A 17,076-nucleotide genomic window follows, 5' to 3' on the forward strand; every position below is an offset into this window, starting at 1 on the left:
TCACGCCCAAGGCCGCTGGGCGGCGTTTGCGGTTTCGAATGTCGAGATGCTGGACGCCTTTTCCAGCGTCAGTCCGATGTCGTCGAGGCCGTTCAGCAGGCAGTGGCGCTTGAACGCGTCGATCTCGAACGCGATCTTGCCGCCATCCGGACCGGTGATTTCCTGGGCTTCCAGGTCGACGGTCAGCACGGCATTCGAACCGCGGCTGGCATCGTCCATCAGCTTGTCCAGGTTTTCCTGGCTGACGATGATCGGCAGGATGCCGTTCTTGAAGCAGTTGTTGTAGAAGATGTCGGCGAAGGACGTGGAGATCACGCACCGGATGCCGAAGTCCAGGAGAGCCCACGGAGCATGTTCGCGGGAGGAGCCGCAGCCAAAATTGTCGCCGGCGACCAGGATCTGTGCGTTGCGATAGGCAGGCTTGTTCAGAACGAAATCGGAGTTTTCCGAACCATCTTCCTTGTAGCGCGCTTCGGCGAACAGGCCGGTGCCGAGACCGGTGCGCTTGATGGTCTTCAGGTAATCCTTGGGGATGATCATGTCCGTGTCGACATTGACGACCGGAAGCGGTGCCGCGACACCGGTGAGCTTTACGAACTTGTCCATCAGTCTGCCTTCGATCTGGCTAATGCGCGTTTGATGCCCCGCCCATAGAGCAAATCCGCAGAAAGTTGAAGGAGAATCTTATCAGATGCTTGCCGTAGCACGGCGCCCCGCAGAGACGTGTGCTAGCACCCGGGCTGTTCGGGCACTTGGTGTCGGCCAAACCTGCAGGATCACAGGTCGATGATCGTGCCTTTGCCGTCGTTCCAGACGCGTGGGTCATCGCGACGTTTCGCACGTGCATACACCGGTGCCCGCTTGGTCTTGCCCATCAGGATACGGGCACCGAGCGTCACGGTCAGGAGTGCGCCGACCACAAGCGTCAATGAAACTGCAAATGCGGCAGCGAGGCCGACAAAAGCGAGGCCTGCAAGGGCAATGACGGCGGAGCGAAGTGACTGCATGATCGGTATCCTTTCTCACATGCAAAGGTGGTCCTCTTTCTGCGGCAATGCAAGGGGCTTTCACCGAATTGTCATCTTGCGCCGCCGGAGAAACCTTGCCAAAACTCGGGCATGACGTCAGCTCCGACTTCCTTTCGCGACAGACACCCTTCCCGGCTCCGGCGTTCCGTACTGACGGTGCCGGCCGTCAACGAGAGGGCGCTGGCAAAGGCCGCCATGATGGACTGCGACGCCATCATCTTTGACCTTGAGGATTCCGTTGCACTCGACAGGAAAGCCGAAGGGCGGAGAAACCTCCTGAATTTCCTCAGGGAACATGATTTCGGCCACCCCGAGCGGATCATCCGGGTCAACGGTGCAGAGACCCTGTTTTTCCGCGATGATATGGAACTCGTGCTGTCAGTGGGCGTCGACGCCGTGCTTCTTCCCAAGGTCGAGGAACCGGGGGAAGTCCAGGCGGTGGCTGATCTGATCGCCGATGCCGATGCGGCGGAACGTCTCAGGATCTGGGCGATGATCGAGACCCCTCGTGGCGTCCTCAATGCGCCCGCAATCGCATCCACCGGACGTACGAGCGATAGTCGGCTCGACGCTCTTGTCGTCGGTCTCAACGACCTGCGAAAGGCAACCGGAATACCGGCTGAACCGGGACGCACCTATCTTGTGCCCTATCTGATGCAGGTGGTGCTGGCCGCACGTGCCTATGGTCTTGATGTGATCGACAGCGTCTCGAACGATTTTCGTCAACTCGATGCGTTTCGTGCCGAATGTGCCCAAGGGCGGGCCATGGGCTTCGATGGCAAGATGCTGATCCATCCTGCACAGATCGATGCGGCCAATGACCAATTCGGCCCCTCCGAGGCCGCCATTGCCGAGGCTCGTTTCATTGTGGGCAGCTTTGCCGACCCGTCTCATGCGGGGCTCAATGTCGTCAACATTGATGGCCGCATGATCGAACGGCTGCACGCCGAGGAGGCCGCGAGGCTCCTGGCGAAGGTCGCTCTGATCGAAGCTAGAAAGGAAAAGAATTCATGAAAGTTTATCGCTTCATCACCGGTCCCGATGATGCCAGTTTCTGCCACCGGGTCACCGACGCGCTCAATAAAGGTTGGGAACTGCATGGGGCGCCAAGCCTCAGCTTCAATGTCGCTGAGAACAAGATGTTTTGCGGTCAGGCTTTGGTGAAGACCGTTCATGGCAAGGATTATGATCCTTCCATGAAGCTCGGAGAGCAGTGAAATCGCCTAGTCGCAGGGCGGATGGGGTCGTCCGTGCTTTTCCTGTGCGGCACCCATCGACCCGATGAGCGGCCCGTAGGGCCGTTCGGGCCTGACCAAAACAAGAAAAGCCCCGTGCGGGGCTTTTCAGGTCGTGGTGACGGATCGCGTCATTCAGCCGAGTCGGCAGAATCCGCATTCAGCTGGCCGTATTTCTCTTCGCCGATCTTGGAGAGAAGCTCGAGTTGGGTCTCCAGGAAGTCGATGTGACCTTCCTCGTCGATCAGCAGTTGTTCGAAGATCTTCATCGAGACGTAGTCGCCGGCCTGATAACAGATGTCACGCGAAGCCTTGTATGACGTGCGGGCATCATATTCGCCAGCCAGATCGGCTTCCAGCACTTCCTTGACGTTCTGACCGATGCGCAGCGGCGCCACGGTCTGCAGGTTCGGGTGGCCTTCGAGGAAAATGATCCGGTCGATGATCTTGTCGGCGTGCTGCATTTCTTCGATCGACTCGGCTCGCTCCTTCTTGGCAAGCTTCGTGTAGCCCCAGTCGTTTAGCAGGCGGTAGTGCAGCCAGTACTGATTGACTGCGCCGAGCTCGAGAAACAGCGCCTCGTTGAGCCGTTCAATGACCTTCGGATCACCCTTCATTATTTTTCGTCCCTTGTAAGAATTGAATGATGCAACTCTAGCCTCGGTGCCGTGGTCTGTCGAGAGTTTTTTAGAAAGGTTCTAACTTTATCGTGGCGCGTGACATATCGGTGATATCAAGTAGCGGTGTTGCAGATATAGGGGATTCAGCGGTGTCGAGGATGTGCGAACGACCGAAATTTATGGGGCAGGCGATGGCCTGCCGCAGGATCCGAATGTTTGGTTTGGATTGGTTCAGACTGCGGCGCGGCGCGCGGCAGCCATGGTCTGGCGGCGCTCAGCAAGCACGGCCTTTTGTTCTTCATGGAACTGCTTCAGGCGTTCCATGAAGTTGATGACCTTGGTTTCCTCGGTCTTGCGCGCAGCATGATATTCTTCGGTGGTGCGGATGATCAGATCGACCACATTGGGGAAGCAGCCGCAGCAGCGTCCGCGTTTGCCCATAGCATGGTACACCTTGCCGGGCACGATCAACTGCCAACAGTCATCATCGAGCATCTCGGTGATGACCGCTCTGATGTCCTTGTCGGTAATGTAATTGCAGCTGCAGACCAGCATGGCCGGGGCACTCGTCAAACATGACATTCACTGTCGTCTTTCTCGTAAACCCGATGCGCTTTGTCAAGAAAAATCGCAGACATGGAGGCAGATGTCATTGCAGCTTCTTGTCGCTTTCAATGGAAGTTGCGGCCTTTCGGCATCAATTCGGCCATGGCGCTGCGGCGGGGATGGCCAGGTGGTGGAGGCGCCGGTTGTGGTGTGGGTTTGACTTTCTCCCGCACGGCCTGACGCTGATCCAGACCAGGGCGACGAACCTCGTCGGCATGGGCAAGTGTATCGAACGCCTTGAGATCGTCCAGCAGCAGGCCGAGCCGAGAGCTGGCATCGACCAGATGATCGGCAACGACATGGATGACGCCATGTGCCTTCTGCAACCTTCCGCGCAGCGCGACCAACCGGGCACCCATCACGACAGATCGATAGCGCTCGAAGACCTTCGGCCAGACGATGACATTCGTCGTGCCCGTTTCGTCCTCGATTGTCATGAAGATCACGCCCTTGGCCGAGCCAGGACGCTGACGCACGAGCACCAGTCCGGCAATCTCTACCTTTGCACCGTGCGCAAGCGCTTCCAGATCGGCGGCGGAACGCAAGCCGCGCTGACGCATGGCCTCCCGGAGAAAGGAGACGGGATGAGCCTTCAGCGAGAAGGTAAGCGTGCGATAATCGCTCAGCACCTCCTCGCCCGGGCTCATGCGGGGCAGGACCATTTCGGCCTCCAGCTGCAAATCTTCCTGTGGGACGACTTCAAAGAGCGGGAGGATCTCGACGGCGGCGTCATCATCGAGTGCCTGTGCAGCCCAGAGCGCGTCCCGGCGGGAGAGGCCGAGTGACGAGAAGCAGTCCGCATCGGCGAGTTTCTCGATCAGCTTTCGTGGAAGTCGGGTGCGCAGCCAGAGATCGCGAACGGAATCATAGCCGGTTCCCCGCCGTTCGATGAGAAGATCGACGGCGTCCTTCGTCATCCCCCTGATCTGGCGAAAGCCAAGGCGCACCGCCTTATTCGACCGGATGACGCCTGCCATCGACCGATGACGGGTGGCGATGCGTGCCGGATCGAAGGCAGTCTCCGTATCGTCCTCTCCTTCAAGCATGCAGTCCCAATCCGAATGGTTCACGTCTGCGGGGCGGATGTCCACGCCATGCTCGCGGGCATCACGGATCAGCTGGGCCGGAGCGTAGAAACCCATCGGTTGTGAGTTGAGGATCGCGGTGCAGAAGATGTCCGGATAAAAGGCCTTGAACCAGCAGGAGACATAGACGAGCAGCGCGAAAGAGGCAGCGTGGCTCTCGGGGAAACCATATTCGCCAAAGCCCTCGATCTGACTGAAACAGCGGGCGGCGAAATCTGGATCGTAGCCGCGCCGGACCATGCCCTCCACCATGCGTTTCTGGAAGCTCGAGACCTGGCCGGTGCGGCGGAAGGTTGCCATGGCACGGCGCAGACGGTCGGCTTCCGCCGGGGTGAATTCGGCGGCGGTGATGGCGATCTGCATCGCCTGCTCCTGGAAAAGGGGGACGCCCAGTGTGCGCTCCAGCACGGTCCGCAGTTCCTCGCTCGGATAGTCGATCGACCGGCCGGCCAGCAGGTCTTCACGCCGCTTCAGATAGGGATGAACCATGTTGCCCTGAATTGGGCCGGGGCGGACGATCGCCACCTCGATGACGAGATCGTAGAATTTTCGGGGCTTCAAACGCGGCAACATGCTCATCTGGGCCCGGCTTTCGATCTGAAAGACGCCGATCGTGTCAGCGCGGCAGATCATGTCGTATACTTCCGGGCGCTGGTCTTCATTGACCGAGGCGAGACTTTCCCGACGACCGTAATGGGTGGAGAGCAGGTCAAAAGCCTTTGCGAGACAGGTGAGCATGCCGAGCGCGAGCACATCGATCTTGAGAATCTTGAGCGTGTCGAGGTCGTCCTTGTCCCATTCGACCATGTAGCGACCATCGGCCGTGTTCATGATCGGCACGACCTCATCCAGCCGGTCGCGGGTGATGACGAAGCCGCCGACATGTTGTGACAGATGCCGGGGAAAACCCTGCAGGGCCTGCGCATAGGACAAAACGCGGCGCGTGGTTGGATCCCGCAGGTCAAGCCCTGCCGCCTTCGCCTGCTCCTCGGTGAAATCGCTGGTCCACCAGCCCCAGATCGAGCCGGCAAGAGCCGACTGCACATCCTGCGAAAGGCCGAAGGCCTTTGCCACTTCGCGACCTGCAGAGCGGGCGCGGTAACTGATGACGGCGGCAGTCAGGGCTGCATGTTCGCGGCCATAGGTGTCGTAGATGAACCGGATCACCTCCTCGCGCTTCTCGTGTTCGAAGTCGACATCAATATCCGGTGGTTCGTCGCGTTCAGTCGAGATGAAGCGGTCGAAAAGCAGGGTTGTCTTTTGCGGATCGACTTCGGTGATGCCGAGGCAGAAGCAGACTGCGGAATTGGCAGCCGAGCCGCGCCCCTGGCAGAGAATGCCGACTTGCCGCGCGTGGCAGACGATCCGATAGACTGTGAGAAAATACGGCTCGTAGCGCTTTTCCGCGATCAGCTTCAGTTCATAATCCAGAAGGCCCAAGACTTTGTGGGGAATGCCGTCCGGATAACGCTTATGAGCGCCTTTATAGGTCAGCCGGCGGAGCGCGAGTGCCGGTGGATCTCCGTCGAAGATCTCTTCGGGATATTGATGCGACAGTTCGTCCAGTGAAAAATGAAGTCGGCTAAAGAAACGGACATTGTTATCGAGTGAGTCCGGCCAGGCGCGCAAGAGACGCGCTATTTCCGTCGGGCTCTTCAGGTGCCTCTCGGCATGGGCATGGAGGCGAAAGCCGGCATTAGCAATCGGGACATGCTCGCGTATGGCAATTGTCACGTCGGCGAGCGGCTTGCGCTCCGGCGCATGGTAAACTGCGTCATTGGTTGCGATCAGCGGCAGATCGAGGTGGCCGGCAATCAGAGCAAGCTCACCGAAGGATTTGTGGTCGAGGCCGTCGTAACGGGGAACGAGTGCGAGATAAAGCCGATCCTCCAGCCTTGGCCGAATGCGGTCGAGGTTGGCCTCATAGGCCGCGGCATCGGCTTTTTCGGGCATGGTTGGCGGCATGGCGACAAAAAGCAGGTCTTCCGACCAGTCGAGGAGATCGGCCTCATAGAGGGTGCATATGCCTTTTTTCGATCGAAGATTGCCGGCACTGAGCATCCGGCAGAGATGGCCCCAGCCGCGCCGATTCATCGGATAGGCGAGAAGCTCCGGCGTGTCGTCGGCAAAGAGGAGACGAGCGCCAGGGCGGAATTCGAGACCGTTCGACTTGGCAGAGGCATGCAGGCGTACGACGCCGGCAACCGTGTTGCGGTCTGCAAGTCCGATACCGGACAGGCCGAGCGCAAGCGCCTGCTCCGCCAGCTCTTCGGCATGGGAGGCTCCGTCGAGAAAGGAGAAGTTGCTGCGCAGGCCGATCTCGAAAAAGGGTTGGTCCTTCACGCTGCTTCCCTTACGCAAAGAAACCCTGGAGGAACCAGCTCGGGCGGATCGTGCGGCGCTCGTACAGGCCCTCCCGGTAGAGCCAGAATCGCTGGCCGGTCGTATCCTCGATACGGAAATAGTCCCGTGGTGGGGCATCCTCGCCATCCTCCCACCACTCCGGGGCGAGACGTTCCGGGCCCTCCGCACGGGTGATGCGACGTTGTACGCGCCGCCAGCGGAAGCTTGCCGGCGGGCCATCGGGTACGGTGGACATGACCTCGACTTCTTCGGCGTGGGCGAGCAGGCGCAAGGGACGAAGACCCCGCACAGGCGGCCCCGGCATGCCAGTGGTACCCGACGTCCGGTCTAACGCTTGCAGGCCGTCGGCAAGGGGGGAATGCATGGCTGCGCGTTCCGGCCAGTGGCTGGCGAGGGAGACAGGCAGGCGCAGCGCCCGTTGACCCAGGCGGGCGGCTACTTGATCCAGGAAGCGGGTCATATCTTCCCCATGGCCGTCTTCGCCGGCCAGAGCCGGTTGGCAGATGTCGAAGGCCTCGCTCAAGAGAACGTTGAGGCGGACGAGTTCGAAGCCGTAGCCGGCGTCAAGATCATCCCGAAGCACAGCGAGCCGTTCCTCGAAAAGGGCCCGAATGCGCGCGGGATCACGCAAGGGTGCGGAGGCGCTGACTTCGATGCGGAAGACGCGGCCGTCAACGCGAAACACCAGAAGCTCGAAGAGGCGTCCTCCCTCACCGCGTGCTTCGAGGGATGTCTTCAGGCCGGCTGCCAGGCGGCCGGCAAGATCGAGCACATGCTCTTCGGCCATGATGGGCTCTGCGAGGCGACGCTCGGCGGAGAGAAGTGGCAGGTGCCGTCGGGGGGAGATCGGTTCACCCTCGCGGCCGAGCGCCTGGTCGAGGCGGAGCATGGGCGCTGTCCCGAAGCGGCGAGTGATCGGCGACCTGGGGGCGGCCAGCAGGTCTGTTACCGTCTTAAGGCCGATCCGGGCGAGATCCATCACCGTCTGGGGTTCAAGGCGTAACGACGCTAGTGGCAGGGGGGCGAGTGCTGCGGCCGCCTCGGAGGGGGCAACGCGCTGCGGCCCGCCAAAGCGGCTGCAGGCGCGGGCCAACCCTGGCGTCGGGCCGACCGCAATATTGACGGCGAGACCGAAGGCGGTGAGCCGTCGATCGACATCCTGGATCAGTCCCTCCTCGCCACCAAAGAGATGGGCGCAGCCAGTGATATCCAGCATCAGGCCGTCCAGGCCGTCCATCGCGACCAGCGGCGTGTAGCGATCGCACCAGTCTGCAACCGCGTCGAGCAGGGCCCTGTCGGCTGCCGGATCGGCCTCAACCACGTCGAGCTTCGCACAGATGGCCCGGGCCTCCGCCAGGCCTTGGCCAATCCGCAGGCCAAAATTCTCTGCGGCCTCATCCAGGGCAGTGATGCGCAGGGCGTTTGAAACCCGGTCGGCACAGGCAAGGGGCGGGCGTTCAGGATGCGCGGTCGAACCGGGGGGCAAACGCCAGGACAGACCCCAGCGCCGCCGGGCGATGCGGTCGGTCGGAAGTTTTGGAAAGAAGAGCGACAGAATGCGGCGATCCAAACCCAGGTGACCGGGAAGGAGCGAAGGGGTGAAGGCGGCGGTCATCGGAATTCCACTCCAGAAAAAGTTCAGGTGATCCCGGGATTCGGGATTTTTCAGCCACAATGCGAAAGACGGGGGCTCCGATGCTGCCGCCCAGCAGGGATCCGTCGGCGAGGTGCCGCGCCGCCGCCGGCGCGGGTTTGACAGACAGACGGAGAAGGGCGCTTGAAGCCTCTTCCTCGCCCGCCTGGCGGAGAATCAGCAGTCTGCCACCCGTTGCGCGCGCCTTGAGGCTCAGGCGCCGGCTCTCCGTGAGGCCGAATTTCTTCGGATTGCCGTGTATTTCCAGAAGCACGGTCGAAAAGGCGCGCGACGCAAGTGCCGCCTCGGCAAGCCACAACGCATCCTCGATGCGGCGAGGCAGTGCGTGGACCAGTCCGGCCTTAACCATGCCGAAGTCGATCAGTCCGGGCGCATAGGCGAGGCCTGCTTCCCGTACGACATGGGCATCGGCGACGAAGAGCAGGCGCTTCCCTGTTGCGCCTTCGCTCTTGCCGGCCATCAGCGCCAGCGCCAGGCCGAAACCCGTCACGGCACCGGCTTGCTGAAGTCGCTCGCCGCGTAGTTCGACCATGATGCCTGCAGTCAGCAGATCCCCCTGCAATGAATCGAAAAGTGTTGTCGCATCGAGCTTCGGTTGCCGGGAAGCGCCTTCGCTCCCGCTCTCCGCAGGTTCCGAGGTCGCCGTCATGCGTGCGGCGTGGTCCGGCTTGCCTTCGATACGGGCAACGGCCTGTCGCAAGGCAAAAAGCGTCTCACGCGCCTGAGGGCTCTCGCCCATGACGATCTCTCCTGATTGTTTGTTCTCTATTTGTTCCTATGGATTCCAGAGCTGCCCGAAAGAGTCAACCGGATTCAAATGAGAATTTATTCCTTGATTGAATTCACTCTCGAAATGGCGCGGCAAAACGCCTATATGTTCGGCAAGTAAGGAGTATCCATGGCCCGCATAGACCAGAGCGAGGATTGGCGCGAACGGCATGCCCCGACGATCAGCACTTTTGAGTCGCTGGCGATCGAGGCCTATGGCCATCTGCCGCAAGAATTCCGCGACCTGAGCAAGGATCTCATCATCGAGATCTCCGACTTCCCGACGGATGAAGTGTTCGAGGACATGGCGCTCGAGACGCCCTTCGACCTGCTCGGCCTGTTTGAGGGGCGCGGCATCTCCGAACGTTTCACCATGGAAACGGGCACGATGCCGAACCGGATCATTCTCTATCGCCGTCCGATCCTCGACTATTGGGCGGAGAATGACGAGACGCTGGGCGATATCATCACCCATGTCCTGATCCACGAGATCGGCCATCATTTCGGCCTGTCCGACGACGACATGGAGCGGATCGAGGAAAGCGCCGAGGATGCGGCGGCCGAGCGCTAATTCCGACCTTGTTTCCTTCATCGCCGAACAATCCATGCTCATTCCGCAAGAAACGGGTGGGCCCACCATGTCTGTGTTGACTATGACCGGCCTCTCAACAATGGAGGTCCAGCATGAAAAGTCTTCACGGCAAGGTTGCCATCATTACAGGCGCATCATCCGGCATTGGACGGGCAACGGCACGTCTTTTTGCCGAGCATGGGGCTTGTGTCGTTCTGAACGCCCGCGGGGCTGAAGCACTCGAAAACGTGGCTCGCGAGATCCGAGAGGCTGACGGACAAGTTGTCGCCGTTGCCGGAGACGTGATGCTTGCGGAGACACATGAGCGACTGGTGGAAACGGCCCTTGGTAATTTCGGCCGCCTCGACATGGCAATCAACAATGCCGGCACGGTGGGAAAGATCCAACCTCTCGCAAGTCTTGATCCGGAAAGCTGGCATGAGGTTCTCAATGGAAACCTGACTTCCGCTTTCCTGGCCGCTCGGGCGCAGATCCCGGCCATGCAGAAGAGTGGTGGCGGGTCACTCGTCTTCGTTTCCAGTTTTGTTGGGACGAGTGTCGGCCTACCTGGCATGGCCGCTTATGGAGCGGCCAAGGCCGGCTTAATGGGGCTGGTGAAAGGGATTACTGCCGATTATGCGGCAGAGGGGATCCGGACCAATGCCCTGCTCCCCGGCGGAACCGACACGGCCATGGCCGGGGATCAGGCTCAGAAGGACTGGGCTGCCTCGCTGCATGCGCTCAAGCGGATCGCGCAGCCCGAAGAAATCGCAGCGGCAGCTCTCTTCCTCGCAGGACCCATGGGCAGTTTCGTCGCCGGTTCCGCACTCTATGCCGATGGCGGTAATGCGGCGGTGAAGTAGGCAAATATCCTGTACTCCCCCACGGTAATTCTATCAGCCTGCATGACCGAAGCGGGCACGATAGGCCGTGGGGCTTGTTGCAAGACGGGTGCGGAAGTGATGGCGCAGGGTGGCCGGGGTTCCGAAGCCGGCAGCGGCGGCAATGTCGTCGAGAGAGAGCCGGCTTTCACGTTCCAGCAGGTCGCAGGCGTGGCGCAGGCGCTCGGTCAAAAGCCATTCGCCTGGGGCTGTGCCGGTCAGCGCCTTGAACTTGCGCTGAAAGCTGCGGTTGCTCATGCCAGCACGGGCGGCGAGCTCATCGAGCGTCAGATCGCGGCCGAGATTCTGGCGCAACCAGTCGACCAGTGGACCAAGCCTTTCACCTTCGCGCGCTTCTGGCACCGGTTTGACGATGAACTGTGCCTGGCCGCCCTCGCGGTGAGGCGGCACGACCAGGCGACGCGCAACGCTATTGGCAGCCTCAGCACCGAAATCGCGGCGGATGACATGCAGGCAGAGATCGATGCCGGCGGCACTGCCGGCTGCCGTCAGCAACTGGCCTTCATCGACATAGAGCACATCGGGATCGAGGCGGATGTCGGGATAGCGGGTCGCAATCGCCTCGGCATAACGCCAATGGGTGGTGGCGCGCCTGCCAGAGAGAAGGCCGGTGGCGGCCAACACCGCGACACCGGAGCAGAGCGACATCAGGCGGGCGCCCCTTAAATGGGCCGTCACAAGCGCGTCGAGCAAGGTTTGCGGAACCGGCGTATCGATGCCGCGCCAGCCGGGCACGATGATCAGATCGGCCTCTTTCAGGAGCTCCAGGCCGCCAAGCGCGGTGACGCTCAGGCCGCCTGCGGCGCGCAGCGGGCCCGGCTCGACGGCGGCGGTCGCATGGCGATACCAGTGCATGCCCAGTTCCGGACGGGCGAGGCCGAAGACCTCTACCGCCACGCCGAATTCGAAGGTGCAGAGACCGTCATAGGCCAGTGTGACGACGCGTGGTCCGGTAAGTGTGGATGCGGCGAAGGGTGACGGCGGTTTTCCGGCCCCTGCGGATGCTACAGATGAGGCGACGGGGGCATTGTCTGGCGCGATCGCAGCGTCTGCATTCGTCATTGGCGAGATTTTTACGGCTATTGGCATCTAGGCCAGTTTCGCCGATTGCGGTGAAAAGGCAAGGTCTGGTCATCGAGGGACCTGAAGGAGACCATCATGCCCAGCACTGTTACTGAAATCCCCGCTGCCGATCCGGCCCTGATTGCCGCCCATTATGCAGCGCGACTTTCCTTTGAAACCGACTGTTGGGATGTCCATCATGCGCTGACGACGGGTGTGGTCGATTTCGTGCTTCTCGACGTACGGGGGCCGAAGCTGTTTGAAGCAACGCATGTGCCAGGTGCGATCAACCTGCCACATGGCAAGATGACCGAGCGGAAGATCGCGGAATGGCCCGAGGATACGCTGTTTGTGGTCTATTGTGCCGGGCCGCATTGCAACGGCACCGATCGGGCAGCGTTTCGGCTTGCCCGTCTCGGACGCAAGGTCAAGGTGATGATCGGCGGCATGACCGGCTGGGCGGATGAGGGGTTCGAGATCGCCAGCGGCGCTTGAACCGGCTCGAGGGATTGCTCACCCCGCCAGGTGGGCGAATTCGGCGACGACCTCTTCGTAGACGCGACGCTTGAAAGGGACGATCAGGCCGGGCAGATTCTGCATCGGCTTCCAGGCCCAGGCGTCGAATTCCGGTTCGTGACCACCCGGGGGCGGGTTGATTGCGATCTCGCTCTCGTCGCCCTCGAAGCGGAAGGCGAACCAGCGTTGGGTTTGGCCGCGGAACTTGCCCTTTAGCCCGATCCCGATCAATTCGGCGGGCAGGTCGTAGTTGATCCAGCGGCTTGCCTCGGCAAGAAGCGAAACCGTCTTTATGCCGGTTTCCTCGTAGAGTTCGCGGATGGCGGCCGGCAATGGGTCTTCGCCCGGATCGATCCCGCCCTGCGGCATCTGCCAGAGCTGCGGCGAACCGTCATATTCGGAGTTGCCTTCCGGAATGCGTCTGCCCGACCAGACAAGGCCCTCCCGGTTCAGCACCATGATGCCCACACAGGGGCGATAGGGCAGGTCTTCGGCCTTCACCTTGGGCTTCGTCGATTGGGGCTCGGTCATGATGTCCTCAGGGTCTGTTGTCGTTGGCGAGCGCGGAGACGCCGACAAATTCGATGCCACGGGCAACCGCTTCATTACGCCATTCGGCGACGGCTGCAATCGTTTCGTCGAAGGCAGCGCCGACGCCGATCGCCTGGCCATTCCGCCTTGCGATCCGTTCCAGCTCGTCCAGTTTTCCCAGGATCGCCTGGCGATCAACCTGTGCGTCGATCATCACGTCGGCATAGGCATGCGGAAAGCCGATCGCCTTGGCAAAATCACCCGAGAGCGAGCGGGCTGTCGAGCCGTCGTCGAGGAACATCAGGCCGCGCTTGCCGATATCCCGCATGACAGGATCCATCGCCTTGTCGTCGGAGAGGAAGCGGGCGCCCATGTAGTTCATGATGCCGGTATAGTTGGTGATCTGCGCCATGGCCAGATGCAGGTTGGCGATGTTGGTCGCAGCTGCCTTTTCGGACAGAAGTGTGCCGCGTCCGGGATCATTCGCGGGATAGTCGAAGGGTTCCATCGGCACCTGGAGGACGATTTCGTGACCCTTGCGGCGTGCCTCCTGCATCCAGCGCTGCAGGCTGTTGCCGGTCGCGGCAAAGGCAAGCGTGATGTCCTCGGGCAGGTCGCGGATCGCCGTCTGGCTGCCGGTCTGGCTGAGGCCGATGCCGCCGATGACGATTGCGATACGTGTTCCGCGTGCGCCCGACCAGGGTCTGGCGTAAAAATCGATGGGACGTAGACCGGAGGCGGAGACCGCCGGAAGCTCGCCCGCGTCCGTCAACTCGATCAGGTCTTCGTTGGGTTGGCCGGCAAGCCGCGGATCCTGGGTGGAGCTCGCGCCGATGACGACCGGACCCTGACGGGCATTGGGGCTGAAGGTGGTGACGACATTGCCGTCTGCTGTGGTGGTGCGACGGATAACGGCGCCGTCGTTCGGGCCACTCTTTGCGATACCGGCGGGTCCATCCGTCGGTTCGCGGCTCTCTGTAGCTTCGGAAACCGCAACCATATCCGGCGCTGGTGGTGCGGGTGTGAGGTTGATTGGCGGCTCCGTGCGCAGCGCCGTCGGAGCAAGCGCTGTCCAGACCGAGAGGCCCGCTAGCGAGGCAATGGCAAGCGCAGATGTCACCGTGGACGGACCGAGGCGTCTCCTGCCTCGATTCTTGTCCTTTCGCTCCTGACCGAGCGGTGCATGAAGATCCATGCGAAACTTCCAGTGATGCCGGTTGCCCAGATACGAAGAGGCCGCCCGCGCATCATGGATACGCGGGCGGCCGGTTCAATTGCCTTACTGCAGCGACGCCTTTTGCGGGTCAGCCGGGAAGGCCGCATCGGTCTTCACGCCACGCAGCAGGTCGAGAGCATAGTTCAGTTGCACATCGTCCTTCGGTTCCGGCGGGACATAGGCGACCGAGCCAGAACCTTCCTCGTCTTCGTTCTGACCCTTGATATGTCCCGGAAGGGCGGATTCACCCTCAGTGCGGACCTTGCCCTGGAGTTCTTCCGGCAATGGCTGTTCGACCTTGATATCAGGCTCGATGCCTGTTCCCTGGATCGAATTGCCTGATGGCGTGTAATAGAGCGCGGTCGTCAGGCGTAGCGCACCCTTGTCGCCCATCGGGATGATGGTCTGCACGGAGCCCTTGCCGAAGGATCGGGTGCCGAGAACAGTTGCACGCTTCAGGTCCTGCAGGGCGCCTGCGACGATTTCCGATGCGGATGCCGAACCACCGTTGATCAGGACGACCACCGGCTTTCCATCGGCAAGATCGCCGGCGGTGGCGTTGAAACGCCGGGTATCCTGCGGATCGCGCGAGCGGGTCGAGACCACTTCGCCACGCTCCAGGAAGGCGTCCGAAACGTAGATCGCCTGATCGAGCAAGCCACCGGGATTGAGGCGAAGGTCCAGAACATAGCCCTTCAGCTTGTCTTCCGGCACTTCCTTCTTGATCTTCTCGATCGCGGCTTCCAGATCGTCATAAGTCTTCTCAGTGAAGGAAATGACGCGCAGATAACCAACGTCGCCTTCGACACGCGACTTGACGGCCCTGATCGGGATGATTTCGCGGACCACCGTGATGTCCAGCGGCTTGTCTGCACCTTCACGCAGGATCGTCAGCTTGATCGGTGTGTTGACCGCACCGCGCATCTTCTCGACGGCTTCCTCAAGCTTCAGGCCGCGAACCGACTCACCGTTGATCTCGGAGATGAAGTCGCCGGCCAGGATGCCGGCCTTGGCGCCGGGTGTATCGTCGATCGGCGTGATGACCTTGACGAGTTCTTCTTCCATGGTGACTTCGATACCGATGCCGCCGAATTCGCCGCGTGTCTGGGTCTGCATGTCCGCCGCGTCCTTGGCGTTCATATAAACCGAATGCGGATCGAGCGAGGTAAGCATGCCGTTGATGGCGCTTTCGACCAGCTTGTTCTCGTCCGGCGGCGTCACATACTGAGCGCGAATACGCTCGAAGACGTCGCCGAAGATCGACAATTCCTTGTAGGTGGAAGCACCTGCCGCCTGGGCCGGGACACCTGCGGAATAGATGACGCTCATCGCGGTTGCGCCCATCAGTGCGCCGACGAGAAGAAGAGAGACCCTACGTATCATTCTGTGCCTTTCCAGAATCGCCTCCAGCCCACCAGGGACGGGAATCAACCGGTTTACCGTCTTTCCGAAGTTCAATGTAAAGAGTTGGACGATCGGTTTCCAGCGCCAATGCAGTCGCGCTCGCCACTCTTTTCTCACCCATGGTCGCCAGAGGCTCGCCGGACAGCACGAACTTGCCCTGACTGGTGCTGATACGGTCCATGCCCGATAGCACCATGTGATAGCCGTCGCCCGTGTTCAGAATGATCATCTGCCCGTAGCTTCGGAAATTTCCAGCAAACACCACCCATGCATCCGCCGGTGCGGTTACGAGCGCGCCGGGCTGTGAGGCAATAACGACGCCCTGAGCCCGGTGGCCTGTTCCGTCCGGATCACCGAACTGCCGCAGGGTTTCGCCGGCAACCGGCAATTCCAGTTTCTGCTTCAGATCAGAGAAAGGATATGCTGGCGCAATGCGGTTTTTATCGGGCAGTCCAGACTGGGCGAGCTCAAGGGCGCGGGCCCGTTGCTCCTCGCTCATCTGGCTTCTTTTCAGCTCTTCCGCCCTCGCCAACTCGGCCGCCTGCCGGACCGAGGTGATCTCGTTTTCCAGCGAACGGATCAGCGCTTCCATCGTCGACGCTCGCTCGGCAAGCGCCTCTGATTGCTTGCGTTCGGCCTGAAGCTGGAGGGAGTTGGTGCGGGCGAGCCTCTCGTTTTCCGCCACCAGCAAGTCCATCCGCCGCTCTTCTTCCTGACGGTTGGCAATGGCGGCAACCATGCCATCCATTTCCTTTTTCCCGGCGTCGCGGAGCGCGATCAACTCTTCGAGATCAGCGGCCAGCTTGTCCGTCTCGTGGCGGATCCCGGGCACGACGGCGCCAAGCAGGATCGCCGTGCGCACGGAGCCCAAGGCGTCCTCGGGGCTGACCAGCAGAGCCGGCGGCGGGTTTCGTCCCATGCGCTGGAGGGCTGCCAGAACCTCAGCCAGCATCGACCGACGTTCGCGGAACGAGGCACGGATATTGTCCTCACGCAGGCCGATGTCGGCCAGGCGCTTCTCGCCTTCGCTGATCTGCTTCTCGATATCCTTGCGCCGCTGGGCAGACTCGATCAGGGCCGTCTTCAGGCTCTCCGAGGTCTTCTCGAGATCGTCGATGCTTTTCTGCAGTTCTGTCGTCTTTTCTTCCGACAGCTTCATGCTGGACGCGATGGCCTGCAGTTCGGCGCTCACCTGATCGCGTTTGGAGCGCAGTTCCAGCGCCGGGTCGGGTGCTGGCTCCGCGACGACACGGTCGCCCGTCTGCGCCACGGTTGTCGGCAGCGATCCCGTTGTCGTGCCAGAGGCTGGTGCCGGGGTCTGCTGGGCTCGGGTTGAAATCGGCGAAGCCGAAGCCAGGAGGCTTCCCAGAAGGCAAGCCATCGCCAGGCCGGCCTTGTGGCGGCGGCCTTCAATGACGGCTGCTGTATCTCTGGCGACAATGGGCAAGGGCTCTATCCGGTTCGGCCGCGAAAATACGCTGATTTGCGGCCAAGGCAAAGCATTGCCTCGCCGA

Annotated in this window: 17 protein-coding genes; 5 read left to right on the top strand and 12 right to left on the bottom strand. The window is 61.2% G+C overall.

Annotated features, from left to right (window positions below; all coding sequences use genetic code 11):
* Together leuD and J2045_RS16210 are read right to left on the bottom strand one after the other, a co-directional pair.
* A complete protein-coding gene (leuD, locus tag J2045_RS16205) occupies positions 1 to 606 on the bottom strand; it encodes a 3-isopropylmalate dehydratase small subunit (RefSeq protein ID WP_166601657.1) in 606 nt (201 codons plus the stop codon).
* A gap of 170 nt (positions 607 to 776) precedes the next feature.
* On the bottom strand, positions 777 to 1,007 hold the full coding sequence (locus J2045_RS16210) for a hypothetical protein (RefSeq protein ID WP_307374590.1): 231 nt from the start codon (positions 1,005 to 1,007) through the stop codon (positions 777 to 779).
* A gap of 111 nt (positions 1,008 to 1,118) precedes the next feature.
* Here J2045_RS16210 and J2045_RS16215 point away from each other — a divergent pair, with 111 nt between their 5' ends.
* Positions 1,119 to 2,042, top strand: a complete 924-nt coding sequence (locus J2045_RS16215; RefSeq protein WP_307374592.1) for an HpcH/HpaI aldolase/citrate lyase family protein — start codon at positions 1,119 to 1,121, stop codon at positions 2,040 to 2,042.
* Positions 2,039 to 2,245, top strand: a complete 207-nt coding sequence (locus J2045_RS16220) for a DUF1737 domain-containing protein (RefSeq protein ID WP_307374594.1) — start codon at positions 2,039 to 2,041, stop codon at positions 2,243 to 2,245. The genes J2045_RS16215 and J2045_RS16220 overlap by 4 nt, the downstream gene beginning before the upstream one ends.
* A 149-nt stretch (positions 2,246 to 2,394) precedes the next feature.
* On the opposite strand, the gene bfr is transcribed toward J2045_RS16220, so the two are convergent.
* From bfr to J2045_RS16245, 5 genes are all read right to left on the bottom strand, one after another.
* Entirely contained in the window at positions 2,395 to 2,880 is a 486-nt protein-coding gene (gene bfr, locus J2045_RS16225; protein WP_166601653.1) for a bacterioferritin, read from the bottom strand.
* Positions 2,881 to 3,114: 234 nt separating this feature from the next.
* The gene (locus tag J2045_RS16230) at positions 3,115 to 3,438 is read right to left on the bottom strand and encodes a (2Fe-2S)-binding protein (protein WP_166601708.1); all 324 of its coding nucleotides are present in this window, start codon (positions 3,436 to 3,438) and stop codon (positions 3,115 to 3,117) included.
* Positions 3,439 to 3,554: 116 nt separating this feature from the next.
* Entirely contained in the window at positions 3,555 to 6,917 is a 3,363-nt protein-coding gene (locus tag J2045_RS16235; RefSeq protein ID WP_307374597.1) for an error-prone DNA polymerase, read from the bottom strand.
* A 10-nt stretch (positions 6,918 to 6,927) separates the two neighbouring features.
* The gene (locus J2045_RS16240; protein ID WP_307374657.1) at positions 6,928 to 8,508 is read right to left on the bottom strand and encodes a Y-family DNA polymerase; all 1,581 of its coding nucleotides are present in this window, start codon (positions 8,506 to 8,508) and stop codon (positions 6,928 to 6,930) included.
* Positions 8,396 to 9,331 carry a hypothetical protein gene (locus J2045_RS16245; RefSeq protein WP_307374599.1) on the bottom strand — a complete coding sequence of 312 codons (936 nt, stop codon included), beginning with the start codon at positions 9,329 to 9,331 and terminating at the stop codon, positions 8,396 to 8,398. Before J2045_RS16245 ends, J2045_RS16240 begins: the two co-directional genes overlap by 113 nt.
* A 159-nt stretch (positions 9,332 to 9,490) precedes the next feature.
* On the opposite strand from J2045_RS16245, the gene J2045_RS16250 reads away from it, so the two are divergent.
* Both J2045_RS16250 and J2045_RS16255 read left to right on the top strand, forming a co-directional pair.
* Positions 9,491 to 9,931 (top strand): metallopeptidase family protein, encoded by a 441-nt coding sequence (locus J2045_RS16250; protein WP_307374601.1) that lies wholly within the window; start codon positions 9,491 to 9,493, stop codon positions 9,929 to 9,931.
* 113 nt (positions 9,932 to 10,044) lie between these two features.
* Positions 10,045 to 10,794, top strand: a complete 750-nt coding sequence (locus J2045_RS16255; RefSeq protein WP_307374604.1) for an SDR family oxidoreductase — start codon at positions 10,045 to 10,047, stop codon at positions 10,792 to 10,794.
* A 33-nt stretch (positions 10,795 to 10,827) separates the two neighbouring features.
* Here the strand turns inward: J2045_RS16255 and ftrA are convergent, their stop codons facing one another.
* On the bottom strand, positions 10,828 to 11,895 hold the full coding sequence (gene ftrA / locus J2045_RS16260) for a transcriptional regulator FtrA (protein ID WP_307374606.1): 1,068 nt from the start codon (positions 11,893 to 11,895) through the stop codon (positions 10,828 to 10,830).
* Positions 11,896 to 11,991: 96 nt separating this feature from the next.
* Between ftrA and J2045_RS16265 the strand changes: the two genes are divergently transcribed.
* Positions 11,992 to 12,390 (top strand): rhodanese-like domain-containing protein, encoded by a 399-nt coding sequence (locus J2045_RS16265; protein ID WP_307374608.1) that lies wholly within the window; start codon positions 11,992 to 11,994, stop codon positions 12,388 to 12,390.
* 18 nt (positions 12,391 to 12,408) lie between these two features.
* Here J2045_RS16265 and J2045_RS16270 read toward each other — a convergent pair whose 3' ends face one another.
* The 4 genes from J2045_RS16270 to J2045_RS16285 form a co-directional block, all read right to left on the bottom strand.
* Complete coding sequence (locus tag J2045_RS16270) at positions 12,409 to 12,942, bottom strand: RNA pyrophosphohydrolase (protein ID WP_307374610.1); 534 nt, start codon at positions 12,940 to 12,942, stop codon at positions 12,409 to 12,411.
* Positions 12,943 to 12,949: 7 nt separating this feature from the next.
* Entirely contained in the window at positions 12,950 to 14,137 is a 1,188-nt protein-coding gene (locus J2045_RS16275) for a divergent polysaccharide deacetylase family protein (protein ID WP_307374612.1), read from the bottom strand.
* An 84-nt stretch (positions 14,138 to 14,221) separates the two neighbouring features.
* Positions 14,222 to 15,541 (bottom strand): S41 family peptidase, encoded by a 1,320-nt coding sequence (locus J2045_RS16280; RefSeq protein ID WP_166601644.1) that lies wholly within the window; start codon positions 15,539 to 15,541, stop codon positions 14,222 to 14,224.
* Positions 15,531 to 16,943, bottom strand: a complete 1,413-nt coding sequence (locus J2045_RS16285; RefSeq protein WP_307374659.1) for a murein hydrolase activator EnvC family protein — start codon at positions 16,941 to 16,943, stop codon at positions 15,531 to 15,533. The genes J2045_RS16280 and J2045_RS16285 overlap by 11 nt, the downstream gene beginning before the upstream one ends.
* Between the last annotated feature and the right edge of the window lie 133 nt (positions 16,944 to 17,076).

Origin of the sequence: Peteryoungia aggregata LMG 23059 (assembly GCF_030814435.1) — a bacterium.
Taxonomy (GTDB): Bacteria; Pseudomonadota; Alphaproteobacteria; order Rhizobiales; family Rhizobiaceae; genus Allorhizobium; species Allorhizobium aggregatum.